15 protein-coding genes are annotated in these 18,931 nt (G+C 39.9%); 13 read left to right on the forward strand and 2 right to left on the reverse strand.

Translation table 11 applies throughout. From position 1 onward, the window contains the following. The first annotated feature begins 180 nt into the window (after positions 1–180). From M0Q46_02810 to M0Q46_02865, 12 genes are all read left to right on the forward strand, one after another. A complete protein-coding gene (locus M0Q46_02810; protein MCK9582541.1) occupies positions 181–855 on the forward strand; it encodes a protein jag in 675 nt (224 codons plus the stop codon). Between the two features lie 54 nt (positions 856–909). Further along, positions 910–2,298 carry a tRNA uridine-5-carboxymethylaminomethyl(34) synthesis GTPase MnmE gene (gene mnmE, locus M0Q46_02815; protein MCK9582542.1) on the forward strand — a complete coding sequence of 463 codons (1,389 nt, stop codon included), beginning with the start codon at positions 910–912 and terminating at the stop codon, positions 2,296–2,298. Then, positions 2,299–3,057: a 16S rRNA (adenine(1518)-N(6)/adenine(1519)-N(6))-dimethyltransferase RsmA gene (gene rsmA / locus M0Q46_02820; GenBank protein ID MCK9582543.1), complete on the forward strand. Its 759-nt coding sequence runs from the start codon at positions 2,299–2,301 to the stop codon at positions 3,055–3,057. Between the two features lie 278 nt (positions 3,058–3,335). Next, entirely contained in the window at positions 3,336–4,649 is a 1,314-nt protein-coding gene (gene dnaA, locus M0Q46_02825) for a chromosomal replication initiator protein DnaA (GenBank protein ID MCK9582544.1), read from the forward strand. A 220-nt stretch (positions 4,650–4,869) separates the two neighbouring features. Beyond that, positions 4,870–5,973, forward strand: coding sequence for a DNA polymerase III subunit beta (gene dnaN / locus M0Q46_02830; protein ID MCK9582545.1), 1,104 nt, complete (start codon positions 4,870–4,872; stop codon positions 5,971–5,973). Between the two features lie 2 nt (positions 5,974–5,975). After that, entirely contained in the window at positions 5,976–6,317 is a 342-nt protein-coding gene (locus M0Q46_02835; protein MCK9582546.1) for a DUF721 domain-containing protein, read from the forward strand. Positions 6,318–6,350: 33 nt separating this feature from the next. Beyond that, complete coding sequence (gene gyrB, locus M0Q46_02840) at positions 6,351–8,840, forward strand: DNA topoisomerase (ATP-hydrolyzing) subunit B (GenBank protein ID MCK9582547.1); 2,490 nt, start codon at positions 6,351–6,353, stop codon at positions 8,838–8,840. A 30-nt stretch (positions 8,841–8,870) separates the two neighbouring features. Then, positions 8,871–11,375: a DNA gyrase subunit A gene (gene gyrA, locus M0Q46_02845; protein MCK9582548.1), complete on the forward strand. Its 2,505-nt coding sequence runs from the start codon at positions 8,871–8,873 to the stop codon at positions 11,373–11,375. Between the two features lie 40 nt (positions 11,376–11,415). After that, a complete protein-coding gene (locus M0Q46_02850) occupies positions 11,416–12,486 on the forward strand; it encodes a PHP domain-containing protein (protein ID MCK9582549.1) in 1,071 nt (356 codons plus the stop codon). Between the two features lie 10 nt (positions 12,487–12,496). Then, entirely contained in the window at positions 12,497–13,378 is an 882-nt protein-coding gene (folD, locus tag M0Q46_02855; protein ID MCK9582550.1) for a bifunctional methylenetetrahydrofolate dehydrogenase/methenyltetrahydrofolate cyclohydrolase FolD, read from the forward strand. Positions 13,379–13,389: 11 nt separating this feature from the next. Further along, positions 13,390–13,932: a hypothetical protein gene (locus tag M0Q46_02860; protein MCK9582551.1), complete on the forward strand. Its 543-nt coding sequence runs from the start codon at positions 13,390–13,392 to the stop codon at positions 13,930–13,932. Between the two features lie 232 nt (positions 13,933–14,164). Then, entirely contained in the window at positions 14,165–14,977 is an 813-nt protein-coding gene (locus M0Q46_02865) for a hypothetical protein (GenBank protein ID MCK9582552.1), read from the forward strand. On the opposite strand, the gene M0Q46_02870 is transcribed toward M0Q46_02865, so the two are convergent. Further along, positions 14,963–17,368, reverse strand: a complete 2,406-nt coding sequence (locus M0Q46_02870; GenBank protein ID MCK9582553.1) for a homocysteine S-methyltransferase family protein — start codon at positions 17,366–17,368, stop codon at positions 14,963–14,965. The genes M0Q46_02865 and M0Q46_02870 overlap by 15 nt on opposite strands. An 8-nt stretch (positions 17,369–17,376) precedes the next feature. Next, complete coding sequence (locus M0Q46_02875) at positions 17,377–18,027, reverse strand: hypothetical protein (protein ID MCK9582554.1); 651 nt, start codon at positions 18,025–18,027, stop codon at positions 17,377–17,379. 143 nt (positions 18,028–18,170) lie between these two features. On the opposite strand from M0Q46_02875, the gene gpmA reads away from it, so the two are divergent. Then, the gene (gpmA, locus tag M0Q46_02880) at positions 18,171–18,917 is read left to right on the forward strand and encodes a 2,3-diphosphoglycerate-dependent phosphoglycerate mutase (GenBank protein ID MCK9582555.1); all 747 of its coding nucleotides are present in this window, start codon (positions 18,171–18,173) and stop codon (positions 18,915–18,917) included. Positions 18,918–18,931 lie beyond the last annotated feature (14 nt).

Below are 18,931 nucleotides of genomic sequence, written 5' to 3' on the forward strand. Positions count from 1 at the left end.
ACGAGCGAGGTCGTGGGTTTTACAACTCAAAAAGTAAGAGCGATGTTATAACATCGGGCGAGCTTTTTGAGGAAGGAAAAGACCGTCATCGTCCGTCGAATCCAGCAATCTATTGCAAGTTCTATGGTTTAAATACTAAGTCCGCCGATAGGCGAGACGCGATATAGGAGTAGTTGTACGATGAACCACCGAGAAATTGAAGTTGAAGGCAAAACAGTGGAAGCCGCCATTGCAAGCGGTTTAGAAAAATTCTCTCTTAAACGTGAACAGGTAGATATAAAAATATTAAGTGAGGGTTCCAGCGGACTCTTTGGCCTGATGGGCGCAAAACCGGCAAGAGTTCAACTTGCCGTAAAAAATGGCGTTACCGTAAAAGAAATATTGCCGCCGCTTGATTTTAATCTATCACAAAAACGAGTAAAAGAAATTTTAGAAACATTGCTTTCTAAAATGAATGTAAGTTTCAGTGCTGTGCATACCTCGGTTGTAGACGGGCTAATAGCTGCCGAGGTTAAAAGCAGCCAAAGCGCATTGTTAATAGGAAAAAGCGGGCAAACGCTCAAGTCAGTTGAATACCTTTGCACGCTCATTTTAAATCGCGACCCTCTTACACGCGTAAAAGTTCGCCTTGATGTAGATAATTACCTTAGAAGGTGTGAACAAAACCTTTTAGATATGGTTAAAGATGCCGCCCAAAAAGTAACCGCTTCCAGCAACAGCATTTACTTGCACCCAATGAACTCTTCAGATAGAAAAATTGTCCACAATTTTCTTAAAGACGACCCAAAACTTGAAACATTTTCAGATGGATACGGCGCCAAAAGAAAAGTTGGCATAAGAATAAAAAAAAGTTAACCACAAGTCCTATTGCAAATTCCAGGTTAAACCCTGCCACAAGGTTAAGCGCAATTGAACTACCTCATAAAAGATACCATAGCCGCCGTTGTAACCCCAGCCGGCAGGTCTGCCATTGGTGTAGTTAAACTTTCCGGCCCAAAAGCCATCCACATAGCAAAAAAAATATTTTTTTTACCTTCAGGCAAAACCATAAAAGAGCTTACCAGCCACTGCCTATACTTTGGAAAAATTATTTACCGTAGGCAACTGATAGACGAGGCCGTGCTTTCAATTATGCTTGCGCCGCGCTCGCACACGGGCGAAGATGTTGTAGAGTTTTCTCTTCACGGCAACCCATTAATATTGGAAAAAATGCTCTCTGTTTGTACCACGCTTGGCGCACGAGCGGCACTTGGCGGCGAGTTTTCTTTTAGAGCTTACTTAAACGGGAAAATGGACCTTACCAAAGCGGAAGCGGTTTGCGAACTTATCAAAAGTCAAACTGCTCTAGCAGCACAGGCCGCGCTAACACGCCTCGGCGGAGCGTTAAGCGAAAAAATAAATCAACTACGCCAAATCATATTAGATATTGCCTCTCATGCCGAGGCAGCGCTAGACCACCCCGAAGAAGGCATAGAGTTTTTAGATAAAATCAAAACACAAAAAACCCTTGGCGAATTAATCAATTCCACACTAAACATTGCTGATAGCGCAAAAAGCGGTATTGCATTATCGCAAGGCATAAAAATTGCATTGATTGGCAGGCCAAATGTTGGCAAATCGTCTTTGCTTAATATTCTGCTTAAAAGGGAACGGGCAATTGTTACAAACATTGCCGGCACAACGCGCGACACAATCGCCGAAACAGTTGAAGTTGGCGGCTTTCCGGTAACATTCACAGACACCGCTGGCATACGAGCAAGAACTACCTCAAAAGTAGAAAAAATAGGCCAGGCTCGCGCCCTTGGAGAAGCAAAAACAGCCCATATTGTGCTTTGGCTTATTGACTCAAGCCGCACCACAAACCAAGATGATAAAAAAATAAAAAATATTCTTTGCAAACTAAAAACACAAGAAAAAACACTTGTGCTATTAAATAAATCTGACCTGTCGCAAAAAGCCGCGGGAGTAAAAAAACTTATTGGCGAACTGCCATTGCTTAACATCTCAGCTAAAACAGGCAAAGGCATAAGCGAACTTGAAAAAAAGATACTTAAGCTTGCCGGCGTAAGCAATGCTTATAATCAAGAAGGCCTGCTTGTAAACGAACGACAAAAAAACGGTTTGCTAAAATGCGCGAAAGAATTGCGCCTTGCCTGCACGGCACTTGAAAAAATGCCAGAAGAAATAGTTGCACTGCACCTGCGCTGCGCACTTAGCTGCCTTGATGAGCTGACCGGCAACAGCTCCACACAAGACATTCTTGATAACATCTTCTCAAAGTTCTGCATAGGCAAATAAATGCGTCAAAAATTCGGACAAAATTTTTTAAAAGATCCACAAATCGCACAAAAAATTGTAGATTCGTTAGATATTACAAACACCGACTTTGTTATTGAAATCGGACCCGGAAAAGGGATCTTAACAGAAAAAATTGCAAAATATGCCGGAACACTTATAGCTGTAGAAATAGACCACACCTTAATTGCATCGTTAAAGGCCAAATTTTCTCAAAATTCAAAAGTGCAGGTAATAGAACAAAACTTTCTTGACTTTATACTGCCAAAAGGCAGAAATATTAAATTTATATCAAACCTGCCTTACTGTGTTGCCACGCCGATAATTGCAAAAATTTTGCCGCTTTCAAACTGGCAAAACGCGGTTTTTATGGTGCAAAAAGAAGTGGGGGAGCGAATAACCGCCCAAAATGGAACCAGCGACTATGGTTATTTTTCGGTGTTTTGTTCTTACTATGCAAACATTGAAAAGCTTTTTGTGGTTAAACCCTGCAGTTTTAGCCCGCCTCCAAAAGTTGATTCGCTTGTCGTGCGCCTTAGCAACAAAAACGCACCAAAAATAGAAAACGACTTCTTTGCTTTTGTAAAAGCGGCATTCTCTCAAAAAAGAAAAACTATTCTAAACTCACTTTCAAATTCCCTAAAAATTGAAAAAGAAGTGCTCTTACCCAAACTAATATCTGCCGAAATTAGCCCAACCGACAGGCCCGAAAAACTTTCTTTAAGCTCTTACCAAAAACTCTTTTCCTTGCTAAAAAATTAAACCAGAATAAGACCGAAAAAACAGCAAAAATACTTGTTAATTTTATTTGACAAATCTTACTAAAAAAGATATACTTTGCATGTCAAAAAAACACATAAAAGATAAAACTTGGTAAAAGAATGGTATTAAAAAGTTATTAAGAGCAATTCACAAAAGTTATTCACAGTTGTTAATAATTTTGTGAATTACTTCGCTTTATTAAATCTACTTATTTTTGAGTGCATTTTATGAATTATCAAGAAATTTGGAAGTTAGCAGCAGACTTTATTGGCTCCCAAATGGAACCAGAAGCTTTCAACTTGTGGATAAAACCTGTTAAGGCGCTTTCGTTTGAAAACGGGGTTCTTCTGCTTTCCGTACCAAATAAATATTTTTCTGAATGGCTAAAAGCAAATTATTTACAAAAAATTGAAGAACTTCTTTGCGACAAACTCGCACAAAAAATAAATATTGAATTTAAAGAAACTCAAGACCTTGCCCCAATATTAAAAAAAGTAGAAGACCTGCAAGAGCCGCAAGAGACAACTATTTCGCCAGAAGTTTTGGCGCACAACCCATTTAACCCCAAGTACACTTTTGACCGCTTTATTGTAGGCGGTGGCAACCGTTTCGCGCATGCGGCATGTGAAGCCGTAGCAAAAGACCCTGGCAAACTTTACAACCCTTTATTTATTTACGGCGGCGTGGGCCTTGGCAAAACGCATCTTTTGCACGCAATAGGCAATCATGTTAAAAAAAATAACCCCTCGCTTAAAATACTTTATGTTACAAGCGAAACATTTATAAACGAATTTATTGACTCAATTCGTCACGAACGCTCAACAACTTTTCGCAATAAATACCGCAATGTGGATTGCCTGCTTATAGACGACATACAATTCCTTGTTGGTAAGCAAAGCTCGCAAGAAGAATTTTTTAACACATTTAACGACCTGCACACTGTACACAAACAAATTGTAATAACGGCCGACAAACCGCCAAAAGAAATGCCCCAGCTTCAAGAACGCCTAATATCACGCTTTGAGTGGGGTGTTGTTGCCGATGTGCAGGCGCCCGACCTTGAAACACGCATTGCCATAATGCGCGCAAAAGCCGCGGAAGAAAAAATTTCTATCCCTAACGATGTAATTCTACTAATCGCAACAAAAATTAAGTCCAACATTCGCGAGCTGGAAGGAACTCTGCTTAGAATAACAGCATTTTCAGCTTTTACCGGCACACCATTAACTGTTGATTCCGTACAAAAAATAATTAAAGATGTTGTAAGCCCTTCAAAAGAAACAGCTCCAATAACAATTGAAAAAATTAAAAAAGTTGTAGGCAAGCATTATAATTTAGATATTGTTGATTTGGTTTCAAAAAGAAGAACCGCATCTGTTGCACTGCCAAGGCAGTTGGCAATGTACCTGGCAAGAACCCTTACAGATCAGTTTTCAACTACCGAAATTGGCGAATCCTTTGGCGGAAGAGACCACACAACTGTTTTACACGCTTGCAACAAAATAAATACCGATCTTGCAAAAGATGCCTTTTTTGCGGCCTTGGTTAATAAAATTATTCAAGAAATCAGAGAAAGAAACGAAGAAGAATAGTTGTTAAGAGTTGTTAAGAATTTTTTTATTTCTGTGTAAAAGCTAAAAATAAAAAGTTTGTGTGCATAAGAAAAACTCTTTTACACATTTTATTATCAATTAGTTTACACTTGTAAAGTTATATTTATCAAAGTAAATTTTAAATAATAAACACCTTATTAAGAAAATTTTGTTCGCCTACTACTACTACTGTTTTTATATCTAAATATAGGAGAGTTAAATGAAGATAATATGTGAAAAGGCGGAGCTTTTAAAGGGGTTGCAGGTAATTCAAACCGTTGTTCCAACAAGAAGCACACTTCCAGTGCTTTCAAACTTTCTTTTACAAACAGAGCAAGAAATTATAAAGCTTTCTTGCACAGACCTTGAAATAGGTGTTTCTTGTTATATTAAAGGTGAAATTGTAAAAGGCGGAGAAATAACAATACCTGCAAAAAAATTCACCGATATAATTCGTGAACTTCCTGAAGATAAAGATATTGAAATAAAATCAGATGACAATAATCAGATAAATATAAAATGTGGTAAATCAAACTTTAATTTAATGGGTCTTCCAAAAGCTGACTATCCTTTACTACCCGATTTTCCAGCAGATAACAACTTTGAAGTAAAAAAAGAAGAGTTTAGAGAGATGTTAAAAAAAGTTGCATATGCGGTTTCAAATGATGAAACCAGATATGTTTTAAATGGTGTCTTTCTTGTGGCAGAAAAAGGGGAACTTAAAATGATAGCAACCGATGGGCGCCGCCTAAGTTATATTTCAAAAGAAAACATAGATAAAAAAATTCAAAAAACAGTAATAATTCCAAGTAAGTGCGTAAACGAAATACAAAGAATTCTTTTACAAGAAGGAATGGGCGAAAAGCTGAAAGTTGGTGTTGCTCAAAACCAAATTGCTTTTAAAATTGGCTCAATTACAATGAGTTCACTTTTAATAGAAGGCACATTTCCAAACTACGAACAGGTAATTCCCAAAAAATTTGATTTACAGGTAAAAGTAAAAACAAAAGAAGCATTATCAGCTGTACGCCAAATTTCAACTATCGCAAACGATAAAACATCTTCAATACGCCTTTCATTTGGAAAAGGATTGTTGAGGTTCTCTTCATCTCAAGGCAATGGTTCAGGCGAGGTAGAAATAGATATAGACCATACGGGCCAGGCATTAGACATTGCGTTTAACCCCGTTTTTGTAAATGACATCTTAAAAAATATAGATGAAGATGAGATAGTTTTTGAGTTAACCGGTTCACTTAACCCCGCGGTAATCAGGCCGGCAACAGACAAAAATTATATTTGCGTTATAATGCCAATGAAGGTCTAAAAATGGCCTTTCTTACTCCCAAAGAGATAATCACAAAAGTAAAAAATGGCAAATTACAAGCCGTAGAGAAAAAAGAAAATATCGACAAAAAATCCAAAGCTATACTTACCGCGCTTTTTGGCGAAACAATACCAACCGCGTTAAATGCATGGCAAAACGAGTTTAGTTATTTGGCACCTGGCGCAAAAATAATTGGGTTTTATGACGGTAATTTGTTAATAGAAGTTGTTTCAAATACGCACTTACACGCCATCATTTTAAGTAAAAAACGAATAATTGAAAAAATTAATCAATACTTTGGCAACTCCAAACCAATAAAAGGTTTAAAGTGCCATCTTAAATAATACTAATAAAGAAAATAGCTTAGGGAGTAATAAATGGCAAAGCAAGACATAGCAGTTCAACAATATGATGCATCAAAAATACAAGTGTTAGAGGGTCTTGAAGCGGTAAGAAAAAGGCCCGCAATGTACATTGGCTCAACTAGCCTTTCTGGGCTGCACCACCTTGTATATGAAACCGTTGATAATTCAATAGACGAAGTTCTCGCGGGACATTGTAAAAACATAGATGTTGTAATTCATCCAGACGGTTCGCTCTCCGTTCTTGACGATGGTCGCGGTATACCGGTAGACCCACATCCAAAATATAAAAACAAATCAGCACTTGAAGTTATAATGACAGTGTTGCATGCTGGCGGAAAGTTTGACAAAGGTTCTTACAAAGTGTCTGGTGGTTTGCATGGCGTAGGTGTTACCTGTGTAAATGCCCTATCTGAATGGCTAAAAGCTGAAGTGTACAGAGATGGGAAGGTTTATTTTCAAGAATTTCATCGCGGAAAGCCCGTTGAAGGTGTAAAAGTTGTTGGAAAAACCGATGATCGCGGTACAAAAATAACATTTTTACCAGACAGTGAAATATTCCCAGATACAAAATTTTCTTTTGATACTCTTTCAAACCGTCTAAGAGAGTTAGCCTTTCTAAACGCAGGCACTCGTATAACAATTATAGACGAAAGAGAAGATAAAGAGCACACCTTCAATTACGAAGGCGGCCTGATAACTTTTGTAAAGTATTTAAACGCCAACAAAACAATATTGCACGATAAGCCAATTTACTTCAGCAAAGAAAAAGACGGTACAGTAATAGAAGTTGCCATGCAATACAATGATGCTTATAACGAACAGATATTTACTTTTGTAAACAACATAAACACCATAGAGGGCGGCACACATCTTACGGGGTTTCGCTCGGCGCTAACCCGTGTAATAAATGAATACATAAAGAAAAACGAGGTTTCAAAAATAAAAGACCTCTCTCTTTCCGGCGATGATGTGCGCGAAGGTCTTACCGCTGTAATTTCCGCAAAAGTGCCAAACCCTCAGTTTGAAGGGCAAACAAAAACAAAGCTTGGCAACTCCGATGTTGAAGGCATAGTAAAGTCAATTGTAAACGATGCGCTTGGCGCATTCCTTGAAGAAAACCCATCGGTCGCAAACAAGATTATAGAAAAAGCGGTACTTGCCGCGGAGGCGCGTGAGGCGGCGCGTAAAGCCCGTGAACTAACCAGGCGCAAAGGCGCGTTAGACAGCGCTTCACTTCCGGGTAAGCTTGCCGACTGTTCAGAGCGTGACCCGCAAAAAACCGAGCTATACATTGTAGAAGGCGACTCGGCAGGCGGCTCGGCAAAACAAGGAAGAAACCGCGCGTTTCAGGCCATATTGCCGCTAAAAGGTAAAATATTAAATGTAGAAAAGTCGCGCATAAACAAAATGCTGACCAACGATGAAATTCGCACCCTTATAACAGCAATAGGTGCTGGTATCGGTCAAGAAGATGGGCAAGAGGGTTTTGATATTGCAAAGTGCCGGTATCATAAAATAGTAATTATGACCGATGCCGATGTAGACGGCGCCCATATTCGCACCCTGCTTTTAACATTCTTCTATCGGCAAATGACGCCGCTTATACAAAAGGGCTATATTTATATTGCCCAGCCGCCGCTTTACAAAGTAAAGAAAAACAAAAAAGAGCTTTACCTGCACTCCGAAGAAGAGTTAGACAAATTCCTTTTTGGCGAAGGCTTAGACGGGGTAGAGTTTTACACATTACGCAACTCAAAGGTCTCAGAGCCGCTTGACCCCAAAAAACTTTCCCTGATGGTTCGTGACTTAAATGAAGTTGATAATCTTGCCAAAAAGTTAGAAAAGAAAAGTGTTTACTGGAGTGATTTTATTAAGTTTAGAAAAGAAGGCACAATGCCGCTTTACAGGGTGGAAGAAACCGCGGAGTCAACAGACCTGATTGATGAAAACAACTCAATTAATGCCCGTTATATATACTCTGATAAGGAATGGAAACAGTTTAAAAATGATTTTCTTAAAAAGAAATCTTTAGAGCTGCAAAGTATAGGTGAACTGCCGTTAGAAGTTTCCGATGAAGAACTTGGCTCGTCGGTAAAAGATTTGTGGGAACTTGCCCGCTTAGAAGTTTTGGCAAAAAAACTTGAAGTTTTAGGCATAAATATAGAAGAGTTTAGTGAACGCGGCGCAAAACCATTATACCGCATAAAAAAAGATGAGGATGATGTTTATGATTTACACGCAAGCCGCGACTTGGTAGATAAAATAAGAGAGTTTGGCAGAAAGGGCGCAAGCATTCAACGGTACAAAGGCCTTGGTGAAATGAACCCGTCACAGCTTTGGGAAACAACAATGGACCCGATTAAACGCAAATTTTTACAGGTGAAACTTGAAGATGTGGTTGAAGCTGATAGAATATTTACCACTTTAATGGGTGACAAAGTAGAGCCGCGCCGTTTGTTCATTGAAACTCACGCTAATGATGTTAGAAACCTTGATATATAAAATTTGAAATTGATATAGGGAGTAAGAAAAATGGCAGATGAAAAAGAAACAAAAACACCCCCGGAAGAAATTGTGTTTAATCCAAACATAATACCGCGCAACATTGAAGATGAAATGAAAACCTGTTACATTGACTATTCAATGTCTGTTATTGTTGGGCGTGCATTACCCGATATTCGTGACGGCCTTAAGCCAGTGCATCGCCGTATTCTTTACACAATGAAAGAAATGGGTTTACGCCATAACACGGCTTACAAAAAAAGCGCGCGCGTGGTTGGTGATGTGCTTGGTAAGTATCACCCTCATGGGGACACCGCGGTTTATTACGCAATGGTTCGTATGGTTCAAGAGTTTTCTTTGCGTTACCCGCTTGTAGATGGCCAGGGGAACTTTGGCAGTATAGATGGCGACTCTCCCGCCGCAATGCGTTATACCGAGGCTCGCCTTGCAGGCATATCCGATGAAATGCTTTCCGATATAGATAAAGACACAGTAGATTTTACGCCAAACTACGATGGTTCACTTCTGGAACCGTGTGTTTTGCCGGCAAAAATTCCAAGCTTGCTTATAAACGGTTCTTCCGGTATTGCCGTAGGTATGGCAACAAATATTCCAACCCACAATCTAACGGAAGTAATTGACGGGATTTTTGCTTACATAGCAAACCCCGCGATAGAAGTTATAGAGTTAATGAAAATAATTAAAGGGCCTGACTTTCCAACCGCGGGTACCATACACGGCAGAGCCGGCATAAAGCAGTACTTTGAAACAGGCAGGGGCTCAATTAAAATTCGCGCTAAAACCGAAATAGAAGAAATGAAGGGCGGCAGAGAAGCCATAATAATTCGCGAACTGCCGTATCAGGTAAATAAAGCAAACCTTATTGAAACTATTGCAGGCCTTGTTCACGATAAAAAAATTGAAGATATTTCCGACCTGCGCGACGAGTCCGACCGCGACGGCATAAGAGTTGTAATAGAGCTTAAGCGCGACGGCAACGCTCAAGTAGTATTAAACCAGCTTTATAAGCATACACAAATGTCAATATCATTTGGCGTTATAATGCTCGCGCTTGTAAACAACAAACCAAAAGTTTTAAAAATGAAAGAAGTGCTGCATCATTTTATTGAGCATCGTAAAGTTGTAATTGTGCGTAGAACAAAGTTTGAGCTTGCCAAAGCTGAAGCCAGAGCGCATATATTAGAGGGTTTAAAAATCGCGCTTGACAATTTAGACGCGGTAATAAAAACAATTAAAGCATCCTCAGATACCGAAAGCGCCCGTACGCGCCTTATGGATAAGTTTGGACTTTCAAAACTTCAGGCACAGGCCATATTAGATATGAAGCTGCAACAGCTTACCGGCCTTGAGCGCGACAAAATAGAGCAGGAATACTTAGAGCTGATAAAACTTATAGCAAAACTGCGCGGCATACTTATTGATGCGAACAAAATACTCAACATAATAAAAGAAGAACTTACCATAATAAAAGAAAAGTATGGCGATGCTCGCAAAACAAAAATTGTTGCCCAGGAACTTGGCGAAGTAAACATAGATGACCTTATACAAGAAGAAGATGTGGCTGTAACAATATCCCATGCAGGATATATTAAACGCTTGCCGATAAGCACCTATCGTTCGCAAAAACGCGGCGGCAGAGGTGTAACAGGCCAGGAAGTGCGCGAAGAAGATTTTGTTGATAATATAATTGTTACAAGCACCCACGCTCACCTGCTTATGTTTACAAATAAAGGCAGAATGCACTGGCTGCGGGTGTATGATATCCCCGAAGGCGGACGCACTTCAAAAGGTAAAGCAATAGTTAACCTCTTACAGCTTTCTTCATCGGAAGAAAATGTAACTGCAACAATACCAATTCGTTCTTTTGCCGAACAGAAAGAAACATACCTGCTTATGTGCACAAAGCATGGAACTGTTAAAAAAACAGCACTTACAGAGTATGATAATCCACGCAAGGCCGGTATAATTGCCATTGGCTTAGATGAGGGTGACACGCTTATAGATGTAAAGCACACCGACGGTGATAAGCAGGTTATAATAGCCACACGCAAAGGTATAGCCATTCGCTTTAAAGAAAAAGACATAAGGTCAATAGGCCGTTCCGGGAAAGGTGTGCGCGGCATACGGCTTGAAGAAAAAGATGAAGTTGTAGGTATGGAAGCAATAACTGAAGACGATGTATTTTTAACAGTCAGCACAAACGGTTACGGCAAACGCACTGAAGTTCGCAAGTATCGCCTGCAAACCAGAGGCGGCAAAGGTGTTATAAATATGAAAGCCACACAGGCAAACGGGCTTGTGGTTGGCATAAAAAAAGCAAACGACGGCAGCGAACTTGTGTTAATGACAGAAAAAGGCATAGTTAACCGACAACCGCTTGAGGGCATACTGCAAAAAGGCCGCAACATTCAGGGTGTTAGATTAATCAAACTTGAAGAAGGCGACAAACTTGCCGCGCTTGCTATAACAGAAAGGTGCGAAGAAGAAGTTGAGGAAGAAACTGCAAAAGAGTAGCGGTCGCTAAAGGTTAATTTGCGAAAAAACAAAAAGCGTTATGAATAATTGTTTTGACAATTACTTTGATTACTCCGGCGCAATTCATATACACACAAGTTATTCGTTTGACGCAAAAATACCAATCGCTCAAGTAATTCTCGCCGCGAAAAAATGCGGTTTGGATTTTGTAATAATAACCGACCACTTTCGCATGGATGCCCGCACTGCCGGCTGGGAAGGTCTGAAAAACGGTGTTTTTGTAGTTGTGGGTGAAGAAATATCTCCTAGGTACAACCACTGCTTGGCATTAGGTTTAAAAACACCAATAATCGCCTGGAAAAAAAGCTCAAACCCAAAAGAGTATCTATCTCAAGTAGAATTACAGGGCGGTATTTCATTGATAGCGCACCCCGACCACAGCGGCGCGCCAAAATTTGGTGTAAAAGCATACCCTTGGCAAAACTGGTCTGTAAATGATTATGCAGGCATAAGCATTTGGGACTTAATGACCGACTGGCAGGAAAAACTTAAAAGTATCTTTTGCGCCTTGCTTGCCTACATTGCCCCAGCGTTCATTTTAAGCGGACCCAAAAAAGAAACACTCAATCGTTGGGATAATATTTCAAAAGAAAGAAAAGTTTTTGGTTTTGGCGAAATAGATAATCACGCATCAGTTAAAAAGTTCTTTGGTTTTAGTTTTAAAATATTTCCTTTTGAGTTTGCATTTAGCACAATTCGCACGCATCTATTACTTAAAGAAGAGCTAAGCAAAAATACTGCTCAGGGTTGTAAGCAAATAATAGAAGCTATAAAAAACGCAAACGGGTATGTTGCACAGGAGCGCTGGAGTAGCGCAAAGGGTTTTGTTTTTAGAATTAGCGGCTTGCAAACACAAGCGGTATCCGGCGATGATTTTACACTTTGCAACAAAGCAACTTTAGAAGTTAAAGTGCCAAAAAAATGTTTAATAAAAGTAATAAAAGACGGTATAGAAATAAAAGCAAAAAAAAATTCCAGCGCGTTGTGCTTTGAAATATCTCAAAAAGGCAGTTACCGCATAGAAGCATACGCAAAAAGATTTTGTTTTTATAAACCATGGATATTTTCTAACCACATACGAGTAAAATAAAGAGGTTAATATGGAAATAATAGACGGCAAAAAAATTGCAGCGGAAATAAAAGCGGAGCTAAAAGTAAAAGTTGATGAGCTTAAAGCAAAGGGCGCATCGGTTGGCCTTGCTACAATATTAGTTGGCGATGACCCTGCAAGCCATATTTATGTTGGCAATAAAATAAAAACGACAAAAGAGTTGGGCATAGAATCGTTTCACCACCCGTTACTTGCGGGCGCAACCGAAGACGAAATAATTTTGCTTATAAAAAACTTAAATGCCAATGCACGAGTTAGCGGCATACTTTTACAGCTTCCGCTTCCGGCAGGTCAAAATGCGCAAAAGTGTATAGAAGCAATAGACCCGTCAAAAGATGTTGATGGATTGCACCCATACAGCTCAGGTAAATTTTCAGCTGCAAAAAGCTGGAAAGAAATAGAAGAGCAAAACCTTCTGCTCCCTTGCACGCCCCTTGGAGTTATAACTCTTCTAAAAAAATATAAAGTTGAAATTGCCGGCAAAAATGCCGTTGTTGTAGGCCGCTCAAATTTGGTAGGCAAACCCATCGCGTTAATGTTGCTTGCTAACGATGCCACCGTAACAATCGCGCATTCTCGTACAAAAAATTTAAAAGAAGTTTGCGCGCAAGCCGATATTTTAATTGCGGCGATAGGTAAACCAAAGTTTATTACAAAAGATTTCATTAAACCGGGTGCCGTAGTAATTGATGTTGGCGTAAACCGCTTGGCGCAAGGTCTTTGCGGCGATGTTGACTTTGAAGATGCCTCAAAAAACGCAGGGCTTATAACCCCAGTGCCTGGTGGTGTAGGGCAAATGACAATTGCCATGCTTATGAAAAATACTGTTGCGGCTGCGCAAAAGAAAATAAAATTGCATAACACCAAATAAAAGTGGTAAAAATGAAAACACTAAAGCTAAAACCCGTAAAAGTAAGTAAAAAATTATTAGCTATGTTAGAAAAAAGGGGTTTAATAATTACCCCAACCCCGTCAAAAAAAATAATGCAAAACCCGTCGCGCGGCGGGGTGGAAATACTTTATAAAACCGACACCGAGTATGGCACGCATAAAATGATTGCCGTTGGCAAAACCGACACAAACATAATGCTAACCACTCACCCGGATAACGAAGATGTTATATTAATTAACAATACCGGCAAAAAATTTAAGCCACTTTATTTAATAATAGCGATACATAAACAAAGTGAGTTTGAAAAACGCGCAAGAGCCAGAACTTTAAGCCCAAAAGATGTATTGGCAATAGAGCTTGAGTACAACAGCCAAAACTGTTTTTTTACAGTTTTAAAAGATGTTCCTCACTGCGAAATAACCAAACCGGGCAAAGGGCAGTACCCGGTGTTTTTTGTAACTGAACCGTCGGACTTAAAAATGGATATAGTAAAGTGTCCGCAGTATAGTTTTGAACTCGTAGGTAATAAATAAGCAGTGCGCCTAATATAGTTTGTTATATAGGAAAGCATATCACTCACGGTAACTGTTTTATTTTGTCATCTCGACGAATGAAGTGAGGAGAGATCTTTCCTCTAAGGTTAAAAATAAAACAAAGCAACAACAAGATACCTCGCTGTGCTTCGGTATGACAATATGGTTTTATAAAACAGCATAAGTGTTAAAACAAAAATCCTCGTTTTGTGAATAAATAACAGGAGATTATATGGAATTAAGAGCTTTAATAAACATTTTTGTACCGATAATTACCGCGCTTGTATTTTTTTATATGGCAATGGAAATAAAACGAGTTAGCAAAGTGCGTGCGTTAATTTTTGGTGAAATTGGTTATAAAAAGGTCTTTACCGCGTTTTTAATGTTTGCCATATATTTTGCCACACGGCCTTTGCAAAATCTAATCGGCCCTCACCCATGGCCAATGATTATAAACTCGTCAAGACAGTTTTTTTTAATGGCGGTAATAGCACCGGCAATTTTTGTAAGTATATTACACTGGATCCCAAGTGAAAAAGGAACATCAAAAGCGCTTGAGTACGCCTCTTTTGCATTTGGCTTTTTTTCAGCATTAATTTTTATTTTAATAAACAATGTTGCAATTACTGGTTCAAAAGAACTTGGGGATTTTTTTGGTATGAAGGTTTACGACGCAGTTTGGTTTAGTGGTTCTCAAATGAGAGTTGAACTAATGATTGCGCACCTTATAACACAGCTTATTTCACCGGTTGGTTTTTTTGTGCTCTCTGCCTCTTATGTGCGCCACAGAAGGCATAATTACATACTTAGCGAGGTTTATAACCTTATGCCTCTTAAGTGGAAATATCTTGAAACTGGACTGATTGTGTTTATTGGTGCGTGGGTATTAGCCGGCATTGCGGCTATTTTTGGCGGGTATTATACTTATCTTTGGCTTATATATTTTGGCGGTTCAATAATTGCTGGAATAATAGAGCTTCGTGGCGTTCAACTTCCTCCACGCGAGGCCCCTGCCGATATGAAAAACCTGTCAGCCCGAGGCTGATAATTTCTTTGCAACCTTCGCCGCTTCAACAGCGTCTTTCGCAAACCCATCAGCTCCAATTTCAATCGCAAATTTTTTCGTTACGGGTGCGCCGCCAATCATAATTTTAAAAGCGAGCCCCAAAGAATTCCTTTCCCTAATAATCTTTTCCATTTCAAGCATTGTGGTAGTCATAAGTGAAGAAAGCCCGACAACTGCGGGTTTTTCTTTCTTTGCGGCAGAAATTATATTCTCACAAGAAATATTTTTACCTAAATCAATCACTTGCCAGCCGTGGCTTTCAAGCACTGCGCCGACTATGTTTTTACCAATGTCGTGCACATCTCCATAAACTGTGGCAAGTATTATTTTGCCAAAACCAAAGCCCTTCTCTTTTTTTAACAAAGGTTTAATGTAACCAAAAGCCATCTGCGCCGCTTCTGCCGACATTATAACCTGCGGCAGAAAAAACTCTTTTGTTTCAAATTTGTCGCCTACCTCATTAAGTGCCTTTAAAACTATCTCGTTTGCTACCTCAAGCGGGGAAAGCCCAGAATCTATCGCGGTTTTTGCAAGTGCCGCAGCCGTTTCTTTACTGCCATCTATAATAGCACCATAAAGTGCGGCATCCGGCGAAAGTTTTATGTTTTCTTGCACAGGGGCTCTTTTAAAACTTCCGTGTTTTGCTATATATTTTTTTGCTCCATGGTCTAAACCAAGCAGTAGCGCTTTTGCCTCATCATCAAAAACACTCCAATTTTCGTGAGGGTTAAGTATTGCCATAGTAAGCCCGGCTTCTTTGGCAAGGGATAGGCAAGTTGAGTTTATCGCCTGCCTGTTTGGCAGGCCAAAAGAGACATTTGAAAGGCCAAGCACAGTTTTATTTTCCGGGTGCGTTTTTTTAAAATCCATAATTGTCGCAAGTGTTTGGTTTACTTGTTCAGGCGCCGCACTTGCCGATAACATAAGAAAGTCAAAAACAATTTCAGAGGTTTTAAAACCAGCTTTATTTGCTTGTGCGATAATACTATCTGCAATTGAGAGGCGCTCGGCTTTATCGCACGGAAGGCCTTTTTCGTTTGAAGCAAGAGCTATTATTGCCGCGCCGTACCTTTTTGCAAGAGTAAAAATTTTATTCGCTTTTTCGGTTTCACCGTTAATTGAATTTATAAGTGGTTTGCCTGCACACATTTTAAGCCCGGCCTCAAGAGCGTCAACAGAGCTTGAGTCGAGGCAAAGCGGTGCCTGCACCGTTTCTTGAATTTCGCGCACAGCTTTTCCCATAAGAACTTTTTCATCGGCGCCAGGTATACCCATGTTAATGTCTAAGAGTTGCGCACCTGCACTTTCCTGGTTGCGTGCCTCTTTTCTTAGGGTTGTAAAATTTCCGGCAGAAAGTTCTTCTTGAAATTGTTTGCGGTTGGTTGGGTTTATTCGTTCGCCAATTACCGCAAAAGAGTTTTCTTTAAGGTTTATAGCTTTTGTGCGCGAGGCAAGAAAAAAGTTTTCAGGAACGCTTTTTACAACTGGCTTTTTGCCTTTAAGCGCGAGAGATAGTGCGTTTATAAATTCCGGTGTTGTGCCGCAACAGCCGCCAAGCATAGCTGCACCATTTGCGTAAGCGCTTACGCAGGCACTAACAAATTCGTCGGCGGTTCCGGGGAAAACTGTTTGGCGGTTAATAAGTTTTGGCATCCCGGCGTTTGGCTTAAAAGAAAGGGGGAGTTTTGTAATTGAGAGAATCTTCTGCGCTAATACAGCCATCTGCGCAGGACCAACCGAGCAGTTCATACCAATAGCGTCTGCACCCATAGCTTCCATTAATGTCACAAAAACAGTTGTGTCTGTACCTGTAACGGTCGTGCCTTCCGCGGTAAATGTCATTTGCACAATAACGGGGCCATTAAAGTTGTCTTTTGCTGCAAGCAATGCGGCTTTAAGCTCTCTGGTTTCCGTCATTGTCTCAATAATAATCGCATCTGGTGCGGCTTTTGCAAGAGCTTTTGCCTGCTTGGCAAATATGGCGTATGTTTGGTCAAATGTCAGCGGCCCAAGGGGTTCAAGGTAAGAACCAACAGGGCCCATATCGGCAAAAACGAGAGCATTAAACTTTTCTGCCTCTTTTCGTGCAATTTGCACACCGGCAATGTTTATTTCTTCAATCTTGTTTTGTAAATTATAATCGGAAAGTTTTTTTTCATTTGCGCCAAATGTGTTTGTAATAACCGCATTTGAGCCGGCTTCAAGGTAACTACGGTGCAGCTCAGCAATGCGTTCCGGGAATTTAATGTTTAGCTCTTCGGGCGCAAGGGCATTGCTTAAGTATCCAAGCTTTTGCAATTGTGTTCCCATAGCACCGTCTAAAATTAACACTTGTTTTCTTAATAGGTTTTTAAATTGTTCTTTGTTCATTTCTCATCCTATTTGTCATCTCGAGGAGCGAAGCGACGAGAGATCTCTTCCGCTTGTCTTTTATAAATTCCTAAAATTGCAGAAACAGATTTTTCAGGCAGCATCTGAAACGACGGCGTAAGTTTTATTCCTATTGCTTGTGCCCCTATCCAAGTCAAGAAATCTTTTTGTGCGTTAAGCGGCCAATTTCCATAACCGGGGGAAAAACGCATAGTTGTTAGGCTACCAACGAGTTCAGCTTCAGTTTTTATCTGTTGGTTTGTAATTTCCGCAAGCTCTTCTGCCGCAACCGAGCCGATGGCATCAAGCATAAGCGCGCGGCTTGTCTCTTTTTCGTTTATGTATTCGTTGCGTTTTTCTTCAAGCGCCGGCCCGATGGTTACGGCAAAACCATAAGCCAAGTGGCAGTTTGCAAGAAGGTTGGCAATATCTTTGCTTTTAATTTCAAAGCTTGGCTCAATCAATATGGTATCATCGGTGATAATTTTAAAAGCAGAAAACGCAATTGCCTGCTTAGGCACAATTATTTTTTTTGCAATAGAAATTTCTTGTTCAAGTGCCACAGTGGTTTTTTGGTCAATTACGGTTTTTCCGTTTGCAAAGCCAAGGCGCGCAAGCACTTTATTGTAAGGAATTTTAAGGTTATTGATAGTTTGCACCTGCTAAATATACAAAATCAACCGCCACCGCGCAACAAAACGAGTTAAAAAATAGTTTAAGTTGCTCTTTGCACACTTAAAGTTAATTTTGTAAAATCGCTCATAAGAACTATCAATAATAAATTCAATATCGGAGAAAAGAAATGAAAAAACTTGTACTTATCAGGCACGGCGAAAGCACCTGGAACAAAGAAAATAAATTTACCGGTTGGACAGATGTTGACCTTTCCGAGAAGGGTACAGAAGAGGCAAAAACCGCAGGTTTGCTTATGAAAAAAGAAGGGCTTATTTTTGATATGGCCTACACCTCAGTTTTAAAGCGGGCAATCCGCACACTTTGGTATAGCATGGATACAATGGATCTTATGTGGATACCTGTAGTTCGCTCTTGGCGTTTAAACGAAAGGCACTACGGTGCGTTGCAGGGCTTAAACAAAGCAGAAACTGCCGCAAAGTTTGGCGACGACCAAGTAAAAATATGGAGAAGAAGTTACGACATCCCGCCTCCTGCTCTTGAAATAAATGACCCTCGCCACCCGGGTAAAGACCCTCGGTATGCTTCACTTAGCAAAAATGAACTTCCATTAACAGAATGCCTCAAAGATACTGTTGCGAGAATTGTGCCTTTATGGGAAAACGAAATTGCCCCGGCAATAAAATCGGGCAAACGGCTTTTAATAGCTGCGCACGGGAACAGTTTGCGTGCTATTGTAAAATATTTGGACAATGTTTCAGATAAAGACATTCTTGAGCTAAATATCCCAACTGCAATACCGCTTGTTTATGAACTTGACGATAATTTAAAACCAATTAAACATTACTATCTTGGAGATCCTGAAGCGATTAAAAAAGCAATGAACTCTGTTGCAAATCAAGGCAAATCAAAGTAAAAAAGGGAGCCCCA

This window comes from Endomicrobiales bacterium (assembly GCA_023228045.1).
In the GTDB taxonomy this organism is placed as follows: domain Bacteria; phylum Elusimicrobiota; class Endomicrobiia; order Endomicrobiales; family JALOBY01; genus JALOBY01.